The organism is Rhizobium mulingense (assembly GCF_029194105.1).
Classification (GTDB): Bacteria; Pseudomonadota; Alphaproteobacteria; order Rhizobiales; family Rhizobiaceae; genus Rhizobium; species Rhizobium mulingense.
This window is the reverse complement of sequence record NZ_JARFVE010000006.1, coordinates 317,027-333,107: the sequence shown is the minus strand read 5'-3', so window position 1 is coordinate 333,107 and position 16,081 is coordinate 317,027. Positions and strand designations below refer to the sequence as shown.

Genomic DNA, 16,081 nt, shown 5'->3' with positions numbered 1-16,081 from the left:
CGGCGCCCCTCGGGCGTCTCCTAAGAAGGGCAACGCCATAGCACGGTCAATGCCCTTACTTCGGTGAAATTGCGGGCGAAAGCGGCTCCATGGCAGCAGGATCGCCGCGGGTCGCAAAGGCTTCGTGCACATGATCGCGGCCGTCCAGGATGACGACTTCCATCGCCCGACGCGCGGCGGCGCTGTCACCGGCAGCGATGGCATCGACGATCCGCATATGGGTGTCGGCAATGTTGGCAAACCCGTTTTCGGAGGGCGGCGTGCTGATGCGGAACATGCCGACGAGAGCCGCCTCGATGAGACTGCCGAGCGTGCGCATGAAGGGATTGTGCGAGGCTTCGGCGAGCGCCAGGTGAAAGTGCAGGTCGGCGAGCGCCAGGCTGTCGGCCGTATGGCCGCTCGCCGCCATCTCCTCCGCCAGCCCGCGCAGCGTCTCGATTTCCTCGGCATTGGCCCGCTCTGCGACGAGGCCGGCGGCGAAGGGCTCGACGGCAAGACGGATATCGTAAAGCTGCAACAGGAATTCTTCCGTCACACCGCTGTCGAAGTGCCAGGCGATAATCTCGCTATCGAACATGTTCCAGAGATTCTTCTCGGTCACACGTGTGCCGACCCGGGCCTTGGCGACGACCATGCCCTTGGCGGCGAGCGTCTTCATCGTCTCGCGCAAGACCGTGCGCGACACCTTGAAGCGTTGCGCCAGTTCCGTATCGCCCGGCAGGATCGAGCCAACGGGATAGGTACCTGCGACGATCGCCTTGCCGAGCTCGTCCACCACCTGCGCGTGGCTCGTCCGGTTCCGGCGCCCCGTCTTTCGTGTCTCGATCAATTTGTTGCGCAAGCGATCCGTCTCCTCCTCAGGCATACCTCTTGTTCAGACTGGAAAGGAACAGGATCGCCTTCTGCATCAGGATGAATGCAAACAGCAGCAGGCCGATCAGGATCTTCGTCCACCAGCTCGACAGCGTGCCGTCGAAGGTGATGTAGGTCTGAATGAGCCCCTGGATCAGGATACCGATCAAGGTTCCCGCCACGAATCCCGCTCCTCCGGTCAGCAGCGTCCCTCCGATGACGACTGCCGCGATCGCGTCGAGTTCGACGCCGACCGCCGCAAGAGAATATCCAGCAGAGGTGTACAGCGAAAAAACGATTCCGGATAGGCCGGCGAGAAAACCCGACAGCGCATAGATCTGGATCGTCGTGCGGCCGACCGGCACGCCCATCAGCCGCGCCGTCTGCGGACCGCCGCCGAGCGCATAGACATTGGTGCCGAAGCGGGTGCGGTGGGCGATGAAGATGCCGGCGGCAAAGACCAGAAGCATGATGGCGCCGATCAGCGTCAGCCGCCCGCCTCCGGGCAGTCGCCAATAGAGGCTCGTCAGCGTCGAATAATAGTCGTGGTTGATCGGAATGCTGTCGATCGAGAGCACGAAGGCGATACCGCGCGCCAGAAACATGCCGGCAAGCGTGACGATGAAGGCCGGCATTTCGAGATAATGGATGATCGCGCCCATGACGGCACCGAAGGCGGTGGTGATGACGAGGACGAGGGCGAAGGCGAGCAGCGGATGGATCGAGCTGTTCTGCAGGACGACGGCGAGGAAGACGCCGGTGAAGGCGATGACCGAACCGATCGATAGATCGATGCCGCCGGAGATGATGACGAAGGTCATGCCGACGGCGGCAATGCCGAGAAAGGCGTTGTCCGTCAGCAGATTGCCGATGACGCGCGTCGACAGCATGTTGGGATATTGCAGGGTGCAGCCGGCATAGGCGAGGACGAAGATGACGATGGTCGCAAGCAGAGGCAGGTATTTGGAGTTCATTTCGGCTACTCCCTTCCGCTCTGCCGGCGGCTGGCGAAGATGGCGAGCGACTGTACCGCCGGCGACTGGATGACGAGGATCACGATGATGATGACCGCCTTGATGATCAAGTTGAATTCGGGCGGGAAGCCGGAGGAGAGGATGCCGGTGTTGACCGCCTGGATGATCATCGCGCCAATCAGCGATCCGACGATGCTGAATCTTCCGCCGAGCAGCGAATTGCCGCCGACGACGACGGCGAGGATGGCGTCGAGTTCGAGCCAGAGGCCGGCATTGTTGGCGTCGGCGCCCTTGATGTCGGCGGCGACGATGATGCCGGCGATCGAGGCGCAGAGACCGCTCAGCATATAGACCGCCATCAGCAGCACCGGCGTCTGAATGCCGGAGAGCGTGCTGGCACGGCGATTGATGCCAATGGCCTCGAGCAGCATGCCGAGCGCGGTGCGGCGGACGAGCAGGATGACCAGCAAGCCGACGAGGAGCCAGATGACCACAGGCATCGGCAGGAGAGCCATGGAACCGCTGCCGAAGAAGATCAGACCGTCATCGTTGAAGGTCAGGATGGCACCCTCGGTGATGAGCTGCGCGATGCCGCGGCCGGCGACCATCAGCACCAGCGTGGCAATGATCGGTTGGATGTTGAGGATCGCCACCAGGAACCCGTTCCAGACGCCGCAGGCAAGCCCGATCGCCAGCGTTAACAGAATGGTGTAGGCAACTGAATTTCCAGACACGATCGATGATGCGGCAACGGCGCCGCAGATGGCGATGATCGCGCCGACGGACAGGTCAATGCCTTTGGTGGCAATCACCAGCGTCATGCCGATCGCCAAGAGCGCCACCGGCGCGCCGCGATTCAGCACGTCGATCAGGCTGCCATAAAGGCGCCCGTTCTGAACCACCACGTTAAAAAACTGCGGTGACGTTATGAAATTTAACAGAAGAATGACAGCGAGGGCGATCACTTGCGGCGCCAGGCGATAGGCCAGCGCATTCCTGGAGGATTTCATGCGTCCTCCGTCTTGTGTTCGGCGGCGGCAATGGCATCGACGATACCGGCAGCGGTGATGCGCTCGCCGGTCAATTCGGCGATATGCTGCCTGTCGCGAAGTACGATAACACGTGAACTATAGGCGACAAGCTCTTCAAGTTCCGAGGAAATTACGATCAATGACATGCCTTCGGCGCAGAGTTGTTCGATGAGCCTGATGATCTCGGCATGGGCGCCGACATCGATGCCGCGGGTCGGCTCGTCGAGGATGAGAAACTTAGGATTGGTCGCCAGCCAGCGGGCAAGGATCGCCTTCTGCTGGTTGCCGCCCGAGAGCAGCCGGATCGGCTTCTCACGGTCGGTCGTGCGGATATCGAGCGCCTTGATGTACCGGTCGGCGAGCGCGTTCTGCTCGGCGCGCGACAGCGGCCGGGTCCAGCCGCGGCGGGCCTGCAGCGCAAGCGCGATATTTTCGCGGATCGACAGGTCGCCGACGATGCCATCGGTCTTGCGGTCCTCGGGACAGAAGCCGAAGCCCTTCTCGATCGCAGCGCGCGGGCTGGAAAGCGTTGCAGGCTGGCCGTCGATCGTAACGCTGCCGCTATCGGCATGCTCGACGCCGAACAGCAGTTCGGCTGTTTCGGTGCGTCCGGAGCCGAGCAAGCCGGCGATGCCGACCACCTCGCCTGCGCGCACATCGAGATCAAACGGCTTGACCTTGCCGCGTTTGCCGTAGCCGGCAAACCGGTAGCGAACCTCGCCCGCCGCAATGCTGTGCTTCCTGACCGTTTCTTCGGCCTGGGCGAGCTCGCGGCCGAGCATCATGGCGATCAGGCCCTGGCGCGGCAGATCGGCGGCCTCGCGGGTGCCGACGAGCTTGCCGTTGCGCAGCACGGTGATGCGATCGCTGATCGCATAGACCTGCTCGAGGAAATGGGTAATGAAGACGATGCCGAGACCGCGCTTTTTCAGGTCCTCGATGATGCGGAACAGCAGCGCCACTTCCTGGTTGTCGAGGCTTGCCGTCGGTTCATCCAATATCAGCACCTTGCCCGAGAGATCGACTGCGCGGGCGATCGCCACCACCTGCTGGACGGCGACAGAGAAGCGACTGAGTTCGGCGGTGACGTCGATATCGATGCCGTAACCGGCGAGCAGTTCGCGCGCCTTGCGGTTCATCGCGCGCACGTCGGTCATGCCGAAACGCCTCGGCTGGCGTCCGAGAAAGAGATTTTCGGCGACGCTCAGATTAGAGAGGAGGTTGACCTCCTGATAGACGGTGCCGATGCCGAGATTCTGGGCGGCGAGCGTATTGGCTGGATTGATTTCCTGGCCATCGAGCGTCAGGCTCCCGCCGTCGCGATGATAGGCGCCGGTGATGCACTTGATCAGCGTCGATTTTCCGGCGCCGTTTTCGCCGAGAAGCGCATGAACCTCACCGCGGCGCAGCGTGAAATCAACCTTGTCCAAGGCGACGGCGCCGGGGAAAAACTTGGATATGGCCGAGGCTGCGAGAATTGTCTCGTTATTGTGAACCATGAGGGGCTGCTGTGTCCTGATATTGCGCCGTGCGCCCGCGCCGAGACCGGGCATGACGCCCGATCGGCACCGGCAGTTCCGCACCGGCCCATTATGGGCCAGTGCGGTTCCAGGTTCAAATCAGTAGCCCTGACCCTTCTTCTCTTCGTAGACCTTCATCGGGTCGTCGGAAGGCGTGTAGAGCTTGGACTCGGTCTGGATCCACTTCGGCGGAGCCTTCTTGTCCTTCAGATATGCATCGAGCGCGTCGAAGGCCGGACCGGCCATGTTCGGCGTCAGCTCGACCGTGGCATTGGACTCGCCTTCGGACATTGCCTTGAAGATATCGGGTACGGCGTCGATCGAGACGACGAGGATATCCTTGCCCGGCTTCAGGCCGGCTTCCTTGATTGCCTGGATGGCGCCGACGGCCATGTCGTCATTATGGGCATAAAGCGCGCAGATATCCTTGCCGCCGTTCTCGGCCTTCAGGAAGCTTTCCATGACTTCCTTGCCCTTGGTGCGGGTGAAGTCGCCCGTCTGGCTGCGAACGATCTTGAGGTTATCGTGGCCGGCGAGAGCCTCTTCGAAACCCTTCTTGCGGGCGATGGCCGGCGACGAACCGGTCGTGCCCTGCAGTTCGACGACGTTGCACTTCTTATCGCCGACGGTCTTCACCAGGAAGTCGCCTGCGACCTTGCCTTCATGAACGAGGTCAGACGTAACAGCCGTCAGGTACAGATCGTCGGGAGCCTTGATGGTGCGGTCGAGAAGAATGACCGGGATCTTGGCTTCCTTGGCTTCCTTCAGAACGTCGTCCCAGCCGGTTTCGACGACCGGAGCGATCAAAATGGCATCGACGCCCTGAGCGATGAAGGAGCGCAAAGCCTTGATCTGATTTTCCTGCTTCTGCTGCGCATCGGCAAACTTCAGATCGATGCCGCGCTTCTTGGCCTGCTCCTTGGTCACGGTCGTTTCAGCCGCACGCCAGCCCGATTCCGAACCGATCTGCGAGAAGCCGACGGTCAAGCCGGCGGCCGAAGCCGAACCGAACATGCAGGCAGCCAAAATCGTGGCACTCAAAAGTGCAGTCTTCAATGTCATGATATCCTCCCAATGCCGCTCCTTCGCGGCGCAGGGTCAAAAAATCATATAGTATTACTTTTGTAAATCGCTTTTTTTAACGGTTCAGAAGAAAAAAGGGCGCCCCCAGGAGCGCCCTTCGCATCCGCAAAATCGATAAACCGATTATTGCGCCGGCAGCTTGTCGTCGACGCCTTCGACGTAGAAGTTCATGCCGAGCAGCGTACCGTCATCGGCCTTCTCGCCGGCCTTCAGCCAGGGCGTTCCGTCCTGCTTGTTGATCGGGCCGGTGAAGGGATGCAGCTCGCCCGACTTGATCTTGGCTTCGGTTTCCTCGGCCATCTTCTTCACGTCGTCAGGCATGTTGGTGTACGGCGCCATCTTCAGGATGCCGTCCTTCAGGCCGTCCCAGCTCTGCTCGGACTTCCAGGTGCCGTCGAGAAGCGCGTGCACGCGCTTGGAGTAATAGGTGCCCCAGGTATCGACGATTGCCGTCAGCTGCGCCTTCGGGCCGGCTGCGATCATGTCGGACGCCTGGCCGAAGGCATGGATGCCGCGCTCTTCGGCGACCTGCATCGGCGCCGTCGTATCGGTATGCTGCGTCAGAACGTCGACGCCCTGATCGACCATCGCCTTGGCGGCATCGGCTTCCTTGCCCGGGTCGAACCAGGTGTTGACCCAGATGACCTTGAGCTTGAAGCTCGGATCGATCGACCTGGCGCCCTGTTCGAATGAGTTGATGCCCATCACCACTTCCGGAATCGGGAACGAGGCGATGTAGGCGGCGCCGTGATTCTTCGAGGTCTTGGCGGCGATCTGGCCAAGGATGTAGCGGCCCTCATAGAAGCGCGAATTGTAGGTGGCGAGATTGGGGCCGGTCTTGTAGCCGGTGCCGTGCTCGAATTTGACCTTCGGGAACTTGGCGGCAACCTTCACGGTTGCATCCATGAAGCCGAAGGAGGTGGTGAAGATGAGCTTGCAGCCGGAACGAGCGAGGCGCTCGATGGCGCGCTCGGCATCCGGGCCTTCCGGCACGTTTTCGAGATAAGGCGTTTCGATCTTGTCGCCGAATTCGGCCTGTACCTGCTGGCGGCCGAGATCGTGGGCCTGCGAATAGCCGCCGTCGGTGTGCGAACCGACATAGACGAAGCAGACCTTCGTCTTCTCGGCGGCCTGAGCGGCTGAGGAGACGCCGATAATGGCGGCTGCCGAAGCGGCAAGTGTGAGTGCGAACTTCTTCATGGTGACCCCTGTTGGTTTGAAGTTATTCCGGAAACCCGTCTGTTGTTGTTGGTTTATCGCTCCGGCACGAAAGCTTTTCCAAGCGATGCCGGCGTGTTGATCATCGTCGTGCGCCGATTATGAGAAATGATGATGAGAACCACAATAGTCGCGGCATAGGGCAGCATCGACAGAAACTGAGAGGGAATGCCGAGGCCGAAGGCCTGAGCGTGCAGCTGCAGGATGGTGACCGCGCCGAAGAGATACCCGCCGGCAAAAACCCGCCACGGCCGCCAGGAAGCGAAAACGACAAGCGCCAGGGTGATCCAGCCGCGGCCGGCCGACATGTTTTCCGCCCATTGCGGCGTATAGACGAGCGAGAGCTGCGCTCCGGCAAGGCCGGCGCAGGCGCCGCCGAACATCACCGCCAGGTAGCGCGTGCGGATGACACCGATGCCGAGCGCATGCGCCGACGTATGACTGTCACCGATTGCTCTCAGCTTCAGCCCGGCCCGGCTGCGGAACAGGAACCAGCTGACGCCGATCACAAGCGCAATCGACAGGTAGAAGATCAGATCCTGCCTGAACAGAACATGGCCGATGACGGGAATATCCGACAGGATCGGAACGACGATCTCTTCGAGGCGAATGCCGGGAACGCTGACATAGGGCTCCCCGAGCATGCCGGATGCGCCGAGGCCGAGAAGCGTAAGCGCCAGTCCCGTCGCCACCTGATTGGCCACCAGCGTCAGCGTCAGGAAGGCGAACAGCAGCGAGAACAGCGCACCCGCCGCTATCCCGCAGATGATCCCGGCATAGGGCGAGCCCGACGTCTGCGCTCCGGCAAAAGCGGCAACCGCGCCCATGATCATCATGCCTTCGACGCCGAGATTGAGAACGCCGGATCGCTCCGTCACCAGTTCGCCGAGCGCGGCGATGACAAGCGGCGTCGAGGCGGTGATAACCGTCAGCAGAATGGCTTCGAAAATGCTCATACCGCGCCGCTCCTCAACCGCGACCAGACGATGCGGATTTTGTAGTAGATCAGTGTATCGCAGGAGAGCACGAAAAAGAGCAGCAGGCCCTGGAAGACGCGGGTGACCTTGTCCGAGACGCCGAGCGACAGCTGTGCGGCCTCGCCGCCGAGGTAGGTCAGCGCCAGCACCAGGCCGGACGCGATGATGCCGAGCGGATTGAGCCGGCCGAGGAAGGCGACGATGATGGCGGTGAAGCCGTAGCCTGGCGAGATCGCCGGCTGCAGATGGCCGATCGAGCCGGAAACCTCCGAGATACCGGCAAGACCAGCAAGAGCCCCTGAGAAGAGAAAGCTGAACCAGATCATCTTCTTCGACGAAAAGCCGGCAAAGCGCCCTGCCCGCTCAGACTGGCCGAGCACGATGATCTCGAAGCCTTTCAGCGTATAACGCAGCATGAACCAGACGCCGAATGCCGCGATGATGGCGAAAATAAAGGCCCAGTGGGCCCGGCCGGATTCCTCCCAGATCGCCGGCAGCACGGCTTCGGGTGCGAAATCGCGCGAGACCGGAAAGTTGAATCCCTGCGGATCGCGCCAGGCGCCGCGCACCAGCCAATCGAGGAAGAGCTGGGCGATATAGACCAGCATCAGCGACGTCAGAATCTCATTGGTGTTGAAATGGGCCTTCAAAAGGGCCGGAATGGCGGCAAAGAGCGCGCCGCCGAGGGCTCCCAGGATCAGCATCAACGGCAGGACGAACGGCGAGTGCCAGTCGTAGAAGACGATCGGCAGATAGGAGCCGGTGATGGCGCCGATGGTGAACTGGCCCTCGGCACCGATATTCCAGTTGTTCGAGCGATAGCACACGGCAAGGCCGACGGCGATCAGGATCAGCGGCGCGGCCTTGATCGCCAGTTCGTGCAGCGACCAGACCTCGAGCAGCGGCTCGACGAAAAAAGCGTCCAGCGACTCGACCGGGTCCTTGCCGAGCATGGCGAACATGATGGCGCCGAAGGCGAGCGTCAGCACAAGCGCCAGCAGCGGCGAGACGAAGGCAAAGAGCTTCGAAACCTCGGCGCGTTTCTCGAGTTCAATGCGCATGGGCAGCCTCCGCGGCAGGCTTGGCGTCATGCAGGCCGCCCATCAGCAGGCCGATCTTTTCGCGCGTCAGCTCGCCGGCCGGATAGGGGTGGGAAAGGCGTCCCTCGGAGATGACGGCGATATCGGTCGCGACCTCGAAGATCTCGTCGAGATCCTGGCTGATGACGACGACGGCGGAGCCGGCTTTTGCAAGATCGACGAGCGCCTGGCGGATGCGGCTTGCGGCTCCCGCATCGACGCCCCAGGTCGGCTGGTTGACAACGAGGAGGGCCGGCTGGCGGTCGAGTTCGCGGCCGACGATGAATTTCTGCAGATTGCCGCCGGAAAGGGAGGCCGCGGCTGGGTCGTCCCCGCTCTTGCGGACATCCATTGCCTCGGAGATGCGCCGTGCGGCCGATTTCACCGCGCCATGGCGAATGATGCCGAGCACGCCAAGAAAGGCCTTGCGATCCGACTGACTGCGGGCGAGCACCAGATTGTCCGACAGCTTCATGGCTGAAACGGCGGCATGGCCATGGCGCTCTTCCGGCACGAACCCGGCGCCGAGCAGGCGGCGGGCCGTTATCCCCTCGGTACCCACGGGCTTCTTCCGGATAACGATCGCTTCGGCCGAAACGACCGGATATTCGCCGGAGAGTGCGTCGAACAATTCGCTTTGCCCATTGCCGGCGACCCCGGCAATCGCCAGGATCTCGCCGGCCCGAACGGTCATCGAGACATCGCGTAGCGGCATGGCGAAGGGCGTGCGCGCGGCAACCGACAGGTTCGTCACAGCAAGCTGCACCTCGCCCTTGTCCGAGCGCTCGGGATGGGTGACGGTCGCCACCTCGCTGCCGACCATCATGCGGGCAAGCGAGGCGGGCGTCTCCTGCTTCGGATCGCAGGCGCCGGTCACGCGGCCATGGCGCAGCACAGTGGCGCGATCGCAGATACGCTGCACCTCTTCCAGGCGGTGACTGATATAGAGAACAGAGCGGCCCTCGGCGCGCAGCTTGAACAGGGTTTCGAACATCCTGTCGGCTTCCTGCGGCGTCAGCACCGAGGTCGGCTCATCGAGAATGATGAGCTTCGGGTTCTGCAGCAGCGCCCGGACGATCTCAATGCGCTGGCGTTCGCCGACGGAGAGATCGGCGACATGAGCATGCGGGTCGAGCGGCAGGCCGTAGGCGACCGAGAGCGCCCTCGCCTCTTCGGCGATCCTGTCGATTGGAATGGTGTCATCGAGCGACAGCGCGATGTTCTCGGCGACCGTCAGCGCTTCGAACAGGGAAAAATGCTGGAAGACCATGCCGATGCCGAGCCTGCGGGCCTCACCGGGCGAAGCGACGGTGACCGGCGTGCCGTCCCAGAGGATTTGACCATGGGTCGGCTCCAGAACGCCGAACAGCATCTTGACCAGCGTGGATTTGCCTGCGCCATTTTCGCCGAGGAGCGCATGAATTTCACCCGGCGCGATATCGAGATCGATTTCATTGCAGGCGGCAAAGCCACCGAAAAACTTCGTCAGCTTCTGGACGGATAGTAACGCACCGGAATCCGGCACATTCAATGGCGACACGTTCCCCTCATTTCTTCTGCCAATCGGTCCGTTCGGATCTCATGGAATCAGCAGCGTCGTTCCTGTTGTTTTTCTTGATTCCAGATCGGCGTGAGCCCGCCCAACCTCACGCAGCGGATAGGTTTGATTGACATTGATACGCACTTTGTTGCTTCGCACAATATCAAATAGCGCTTTCGCACTGTCGATCAGTTCCTGTCGCGCGGCGATATAGGTGAAGAGTGTCGGCCGCGTCGCAAAGAGTGAGCCCCTCTGCGCCAGCTGGGAAAGGGTGAAATTCTCGATCGGGCCGGAGGACTGGCCGAAGGAGGCGAACAGACCGCGCGGTTTCAGGCAGTCGAGCGACTGTGGAAAAGTATCGCGGCCGATCGAATCATAGACGACGTCGACGCCCTTGCCGCCGGTTATGTCGCGGACCCGACCGACGAAGTCTCCGCTCTTGTAATTGATCACATGGTCGTAGCCGTGTTCTAGCGCCAGCGCGACCTTGTCTTCCGATCCTGCCGTGCCGATGACGGTGGCGCCGAGCGCCTTTGCCCATTGGCCGGCGATCAGTCCAACGCCGCCGGCGGCGGCATGAAACAGCAGCACCGTCTCAGGGCCGACCTTGAAGGTGCGGTTCAGGAGATATTCGGCGGTCATGCCTTTCAGCATCATGGCCGCCGCCGTTTCGAGCGTTATGCTATCGGGCACATGCACCAGATGGCGCGCTCCAATATTGCGTTCAGCGCTATAGGCGCCGTCGGCGCTCGCATAGGCGACACGATCGCCGACCTTGAAATCGGTAACGTCAGGGCCGACTGCTGTCACAGCGCCAGCCCCCTCCTTACCAGTGACGAAAGGAAGATGCGGCACCTTGTAGGAGCCGTTGCGGAAATAGACATCAATAAAGTTGAGGCCGATTGCTGCCTGGCGGATCTGCACTTCACCTGCCGCGGGTGGTGCAAGATCGATGTCGACGTACTCGAAAACATCAGGTCCGCCGGTCTTCGAGAATGAAACTGCCTGGGTCTTCGTCATATTGCCGTCCTTAAGATTTCCGTCCGAGGGCCGGGAAGAATTGCAGCACCGCGCCGATGACGTAAAGATAGATCCCGCTCACAATGAAGAGAACGAGCGCCCATTCAGGCGTCTGGAAATTTTTCAGCAGCGAATAGATGCCGAGCGCCGACCAGAGGAAAAAGACGCCGAGATTGAGCGGGCGCAGCCTTTGGACGCGGACCGGATGCAGGAAATTGATCGGCAGGAAGGTCAGCACCACCGAAACGATGACGACGGCAAGCGCGGTCGTCGCGCTGGCATCGATGACGAACAGGGTGAAGACGATCATGTTCCAGACGACGGGAAAGCCGGAGAAGAAATATTCCTCCGTCTTCATGCCCATATCGGCATAATAGATAGCGCTGGAGACGACGATCATGCCGGCTGCGACGAAGGACCAGGGCTCGCCGATCATGCCGCTCTGATAGAGCGCGAAGGCCGGCAGCAACACATAGGTGACGTAATCGATGATGTTGTCGAGCGTGTCTCCCGACCAGTTCGGCAGCACTTCCTTGACGCGCACCTTGCGGGCGATCGGGCCATCGATGCCGTCGACGAGGAGGGCAAGACCCAGCCACCAGAACATGTCGATGAAGCGGTGCTCGGCGGCGGCGACGACGCCGAGAAAGGCCAGGAAGGAACCGGAGGCCGTCAATATATGGACGGAAAAGGCGCGCATCTCCGCGTAAGGAACGCGCTTGTAGTTGAAAATCTTCATATTCCCCGACCGCCCTATCGCGCTCGCCCCGGCAAGCGTTCTTTTTCGCCACTATCACCGGACCCTCTTTGCTCAATCGGGTTCGGCGTCGTAGGTCTTTGTTGTCGCACCGTTTTTGCATGATATTCGCAGGCGTTTGCGGCGCGCCGCTCTAATATGCATCCTTTGCCGGGCTTCGCCAGCGGGAAATGAGACATTCCCCGCCAGCCATTGAATCCTGACAGGGACATGCATATTTCCTTTCATGAGCGCTGCATGGAATGGAATGCCTTTAATTCCGGCCGGATATGTAATATCTGCCTCGCATCTGATGGTTCATCCGACGAAACGGGATCCTCTACCGCAATGAACGCGCCTGCAAAGACCGAAGACTTCGCCTCGTCCATCCCCGCCGGCGTTTACGCCGAGACGGTGCTTGCCGTGACGCATTACACCGACCGGCTCTTCCGTTTCACGATGACCCGGCCGCAGGGCTTCCGTTTCCGTTCCGGCGAATTCGCGATGATCGGCCTGATGGTCGAGGGCAAGCCGGTCTTCCGCGCCTATTCGATCGCCAGCCCCGCTTGGGCCGAGGAGCTCGAGTTCTTCTCGATCAAGGTGCCGGACGGTCCGCTGACCTCGCATCTGCAGGCGATCAAGCCGGGCGACCAGGTGCTGATGCGCAAGAAGCCGACGGGCACGCTGGTGCTCGACGCGCTGACGCCTGGCCGTCGCCTCTACATGTTCTCGACGGGAACCGGCGTTGCGCCCTTCGCCAGCCTGATCCGCGATCCCGAGACCTATGAAAAGTTCGAGGAAGTCATCCTCACCCATACAACGCGCGATGTCGCAGAGCTGAAATACGGCTTCGACCTGGTTCATGAGATCCAGAATGACGAGCTACTGAAAGAAGTCGTCGGCGACAAGCTGCGCCATTATGCGACCGTCACCCGCGAGGATTTCGAATATCGCGGCCGCATCACCGACCTGATCTCGTCAGGCAAGCTGTTTACCGATCTCGGCGTGCCGCCGCTCGATCCGGCAATCGACCGGGGCATGATCTGCGGCTCCTCGGCCATGCTGAAGGACACCAAGGAATTGCTCGAGAAGGCCGGCCTCAATGAAGGCGCCAACAGCAAGCCCGCTGAGTTCGTCATCGAACGCGCTTTCGTCGGCTGATAGCTCCGACATGCATATCTGATAACGGCTCCGGAAACGGGGCCGTTTCTATTTGGCGGCGAGATAGTCGATCAGCACCGTCATGGCGGCGCGCGCCTCCTTCGGCCTGCCCTGCTGAATGGCGCGAATGACGGCAACATGCAGCGCGATGGCGAGATCCATGCGCTCGGGGTTTGCGGTGGAATACCAGAGACGGCGCGAATGCGTCTGCACCGGGGCGAGTGCTGCCACGATAAAACCGTTCGGGCAGGCATCCTCGAGAATTTCGTCAAAGGCCTTGTCGGCGGCGAAGAAGCCGGCGAGATCGCCGGTCACGGCGCAATCGTCCATCGCTCGGGCGCAGTCGATGAGGCGGACGCGCTGTTCGTCGGTCGCATGTTCGGCCGCCAATGAAGCCGCGATCGGCTCCAGCTCGCGGCGCACCTGCATGACATTGCCGTGATCCTCCGCCGCGATTTCGGCCACCTGCAGCCCGACGCGCGGCTTCACCAGGATCAGCCCCTGCCAAGCCAGCTTCTGGATCGCCTCGCGCACGGGCGTACGCCCATGGCCCGCCAGATCGATCAGCTGCTTCTCAGTGACGAGGGCGCCCGGCTTCAGCGCCAGCGTGACGATCAGATGCTCCAGCGCAAGATAGGCACGATGGCTTTGTGACGTCTGCATGCTGAAAATCCGCCGCCTAATCTGATATATCACATAGTGGCACGGTCGAAAACCGAAGACAAGTCGGCATTGAAATATCAAACAGAGACAAATAGATAACAGCGGCGTGAGTTTCGGAGACTCAGGGCGTCTACGCCACGAAAGGACTCATTTCGCCGTCTCACCCTCCGCCTTCCTCGGCCTTGAGCCGAGCATCCACACCGCATCCACCAGCGCCAACTTGATCCTCGGCTCAAAGGCCGAGGATGACGGAGAGTAGGGTTGACGTTCCTCCCAACTCACCGGGAGGTATATCACGCGTTTTGCCACGGCGCGTCACTCATGCCGCAGCGCCTCGATGGGATTCAGCTGGGCTGCTCGCCTCGCCGGGAAATAGCCGAAGATCATCCCGATTGCGGCGGAGAAGAGGAAGGCGACGGCGACCATCATCGGGCTGAAGACGAAGGGGACTTTCAGGAGGGTCACCGCCACCAGACCAAGGCTCAAGCCCAGCACGATGCCGGTGATGCCGCCTAAGAGCGAGAGCGCCACGGCTTCGACCAGGAACTGGGTGAGCACCTGGTTTTCGAGCGCGCCGATCGCCAGGCGAATGCCGATTTCGCGGGTTCGTTCGGTGACGGAGACCAGCATGATGTTCATGATGCCGATGCCGCCCACGAGCAGGCTGATCGCGGCGACCGCGCCGAGCAGGCCGGTCAGAAGCGTCGTCGTGCCGGTCATCGCCTCTGCGATCTGCGTCATGTCGTTGACGTTGAAATCGTCCTGGCGGCCGGGAATGATCTTGCGGCGCTCGCGCAGAAGGTTTTCGACGTCAGCCTGCACCTTGGCCGTGGAGACGCCGTCGCGCGCCGAGATGATGATCTGCGGCACGTTGCTGTTGCCGCTGATGCGCCGCTGGAACACCTTTACCGGCATGATGACGACATCGTCCTGGTCAGTGCCCATGCCGGACTGGCCGCGCTTGGCGAGCACGCCGATCACAGGACACGAGACCTTGCCGACGCGGATCTGCTGGCCGACTGGATCGGCGGCGCCGAAGAGCTGCGAGCGAACCGTTTCGCCGATGATGCAGCGGGACTGGCCGCGTTCCTCGGCGGGCGTGAAGATGCGGCCAAGCGCCAGGTTCCAGTCCTGCGCGATGAAATAATCGTTGGTGGTGCCCGAGACGCTGGTCGAATGGTTCTGGCCGCCGAAAATCACGGTCGCGGTCGACTGGTTGAGCGGCGCCACGGCCCTTAAGCCGCCAATCTGGTCGCGGATGGCGGCGACGTCCTTGACGCTGAAACGCTTGGCCTCGGAACTCGCGCGTCCGGGGCCGAATTGGCCGGGGCGGACGAACAGCATATTGGTGCCGAGCCGCGACAGTTCGGTCGAAACCTGCGCGGTCGTGCCGTTGCCGATCGTCACCAAAGCGATCACGGCGGCAACGCCGATGACGACGCCGAGCACGGTGAGGAAGGATCGGAGCATGTTGCGGCTGATGGCGCGTAGCGCGAGTTTGAGCGTCTCAAAGAACATGATCCGCCCTCCTCCGGTGCTCCACCTCGGTCTCGAGCTTGCCGTCGACAAAGCGCAGCAGCCGCTCAGCATAGGCGGCGATATCTGGCTCATGCGTGACCATGACGATGGTGATGCCCTGCTCGCGGTTCAGCCGCGTCAGCAGATCCATGATCTCGACGCTGGTCCTGGTGTCGAGGTTGCCCGTCGGTTCGTCGGCAAGCAGCAGCGCCGGTTCGGTGACGATGGCGCGGGCGATGGCGACGCGCTGCTGCTGACCGCCCGACAGTTCCTGCGTCTTGTGGTGCTCGCGCCCGGTGAGGCCCACCAGCGCCAGGGCCTCGCGCGCCCGTTCGCGCCGCTCGCGCACCGCCATGCCGCGATAGATCAACGGCAATTCGACATTCTCGACCGCCGAGGTGCGCGACAGCAGGTTGAAGCCCTGGAAGACGAAGCCCAGCATGTGGCGGCGCAAGAACGTCAGATGGCTGCGGTCGAAGTCGCTGGTCGCAATACCTTGGAAGACGTATTCGCCCGATGTCGGCACGTCGAGGCAGCCGAGGATGTTCATCGCCGTCGACTTGCCGGAGCCGGATGGCCCCATGATCGCGACGAATTCATGGGCGGCGATCGCCAGGTCGACATGGTCGAGGGCGCGGATCGCCGCCTCGCCCTCGCCGTAGATTTTCGAGACCTGCCTGAATTCGATGAGCGGCGGGCTTGTCATCCG

General features: G+C 61.7%; 15 protein-coding genes. 1 reads left to right on the top strand and 14 read right to left on the bottom strand.

Annotated elements, in window-relative coordinates; all coding sequences use genetic code 11:
- Positions 1 to 55 precede the first annotated feature (55 nt).
- The 11 genes from PYR71_RS16670 to pcsA form a co-directional block, all read right to left on the bottom strand.
- Entirely contained in the window at positions 56 to 841 is a 786-nt protein-coding gene (locus PYR71_RS16670; RefSeq protein WP_275620132.1) for a FadR/GntR family transcriptional regulator, read from the bottom strand.
- A 16-nt stretch (positions 842 to 857) separates the two neighbouring features.
- Positions 858 to 1,826, bottom strand: a complete 969-nt coding sequence (gene yjfF, locus PYR71_RS16665) for a galactofuranose ABC transporter, permease protein YjfF (RefSeq protein WP_275620131.1) — start codon at positions 1,824 to 1,826, stop codon at positions 858 to 860.
- A gap of 5 nt (positions 1,827 to 1,831) precedes the next feature.
- Positions 1,832 to 2,836: an ABC transporter permease gene (locus tag PYR71_RS16660; RefSeq protein WP_275620130.1), complete on the bottom strand. Its 1,005-nt coding sequence runs from the start codon at positions 2,834 to 2,836 to the stop codon at positions 1,832 to 1,834.
- Positions 2,833 to 4,356 carry a galactofuranose ABC transporter, ATP-binding protein YtfR gene (gene ytfR / locus PYR71_RS16655; protein ID WP_183915586.1) on the bottom strand — a complete coding sequence of 508 codons (1,524 nt, stop codon included), beginning with the start codon at positions 4,354 to 4,356 and terminating at the stop codon, positions 2,833 to 2,835. Before ytfR ends, PYR71_RS16660 begins: the two co-directional genes overlap by 4 nt.
- Before the next feature lie 120 nt (positions 4,357 to 4,476).
- Positions 4,477 to 5,439 carry a galactofuranose ABC transporter, galactofuranose-binding protein YtfQ gene (ytfQ, locus tag PYR71_RS16650; protein WP_183915587.1) on the bottom strand — a complete coding sequence of 321 codons (963 nt, stop codon included), beginning with the start codon at positions 5,437 to 5,439 and terminating at the stop codon, positions 4,477 to 4,479.
- Between the two features lie 144 nt (positions 5,440 to 5,583).
- Positions 5,584 to 6,660: a BMP family ABC transporter substrate-binding protein gene (locus PYR71_RS16645; RefSeq protein ID WP_275620129.1), complete on the bottom strand. Its 1,077-nt coding sequence runs from the start codon at positions 6,658 to 6,660 to the stop codon at positions 5,584 to 5,586.
- 53 nt (positions 6,661 to 6,713) lie between these two features.
- A complete protein-coding gene (locus PYR71_RS16640; RefSeq protein WP_183915591.1) occupies positions 6,714 to 7,634 on the bottom strand; it encodes an ABC transporter permease in 921 nt (306 codons plus the stop codon).
- The gene (locus PYR71_RS16635; RefSeq protein WP_275620128.1) at positions 7,631 to 8,716 is read right to left on the bottom strand and encodes an ABC transporter permease; all 1,086 of its coding nucleotides are present in this window, start codon (positions 8,714 to 8,716) and stop codon (positions 7,631 to 7,633) included. The genes PYR71_RS16640 and PYR71_RS16635 overlap by 4 nt, the downstream gene beginning before the upstream one ends.
- Entirely contained in the window at positions 8,706 to 10,274 is a 1,569-nt protein-coding gene (locus PYR71_RS16630) for an ABC transporter ATP-binding protein (protein WP_275620127.1), read from the bottom strand. Before PYR71_RS16630 ends, PYR71_RS16635 begins: the two co-directional genes overlap by 11 nt.
- Before the next feature lie 39 nt (positions 10,275 to 10,313).
- On the bottom strand, positions 10,314 to 11,294 hold the full coding sequence (locus PYR71_RS16625; protein WP_275620126.1) for a quinone oxidoreductase family protein: 981 nt from the start codon (positions 11,292 to 11,294) through the stop codon (positions 10,314 to 10,316).
- Between the two features lie 10 nt (positions 11,295 to 11,304).
- Positions 11,305 to 12,033, bottom strand: a complete 729-nt coding sequence (pcsA, locus tag PYR71_RS16620; protein ID WP_183915599.1) for a phosphatidylcholine synthase — start codon at positions 12,031 to 12,033, stop codon at positions 11,305 to 11,307.
- Between the two features lie 345 nt (positions 12,034 to 12,378).
- Between pcsA and PYR71_RS16615 the strand changes: the two genes are divergently transcribed.
- Positions 12,379 to 13,191 (top strand): ferredoxin--NADP reductase, encoded by an 813-nt coding sequence (locus tag PYR71_RS16615; protein ID WP_010060954.1) that lies wholly within the window; start codon positions 12,379 to 12,381, stop codon positions 13,189 to 13,191.
- 48 nt (positions 13,192 to 13,239) lie between these two features.
- Here the strand turns inward: PYR71_RS16615 and PYR71_RS16610 are convergent, their stop codons facing one another.
- The 3 genes from PYR71_RS16610 to PYR71_RS16600 all read right to left on the bottom strand — a co-directional run bounded on the left by PYR71_RS16610 (position 13,240) and on the right by PYR71_RS16600 (position 16,078).
- Complete coding sequence (locus PYR71_RS16610) at positions 13,240 to 13,854, bottom strand: GntR family transcriptional regulator (protein WP_275620125.1); 615 nt, start codon at positions 13,852 to 13,854, stop codon at positions 13,240 to 13,242.
- Between the two features lie 315 nt (positions 13,855 to 14,169).
- Positions 14,170 to 15,372 carry an ABC transporter permease gene (locus PYR71_RS16605; protein ID WP_275620124.1) on the bottom strand — a complete coding sequence of 401 codons (1,203 nt, stop codon included), beginning with the start codon at positions 15,370 to 15,372 and terminating at the stop codon, positions 14,170 to 14,172.
- The gene (locus tag PYR71_RS16600; RefSeq protein WP_275620123.1) at positions 15,362 to 16,078 is read right to left on the bottom strand and encodes an ABC transporter ATP-binding protein; all 717 of its coding nucleotides are present in this window, start codon (positions 16,076 to 16,078) and stop codon (positions 15,362 to 15,364) included. The genes PYR71_RS16605 and PYR71_RS16600 overlap by 11 nt, the downstream gene beginning before the upstream one ends.
- Between the last annotated feature and the right edge of the window lie 3 nt (positions 16,079 to 16,081).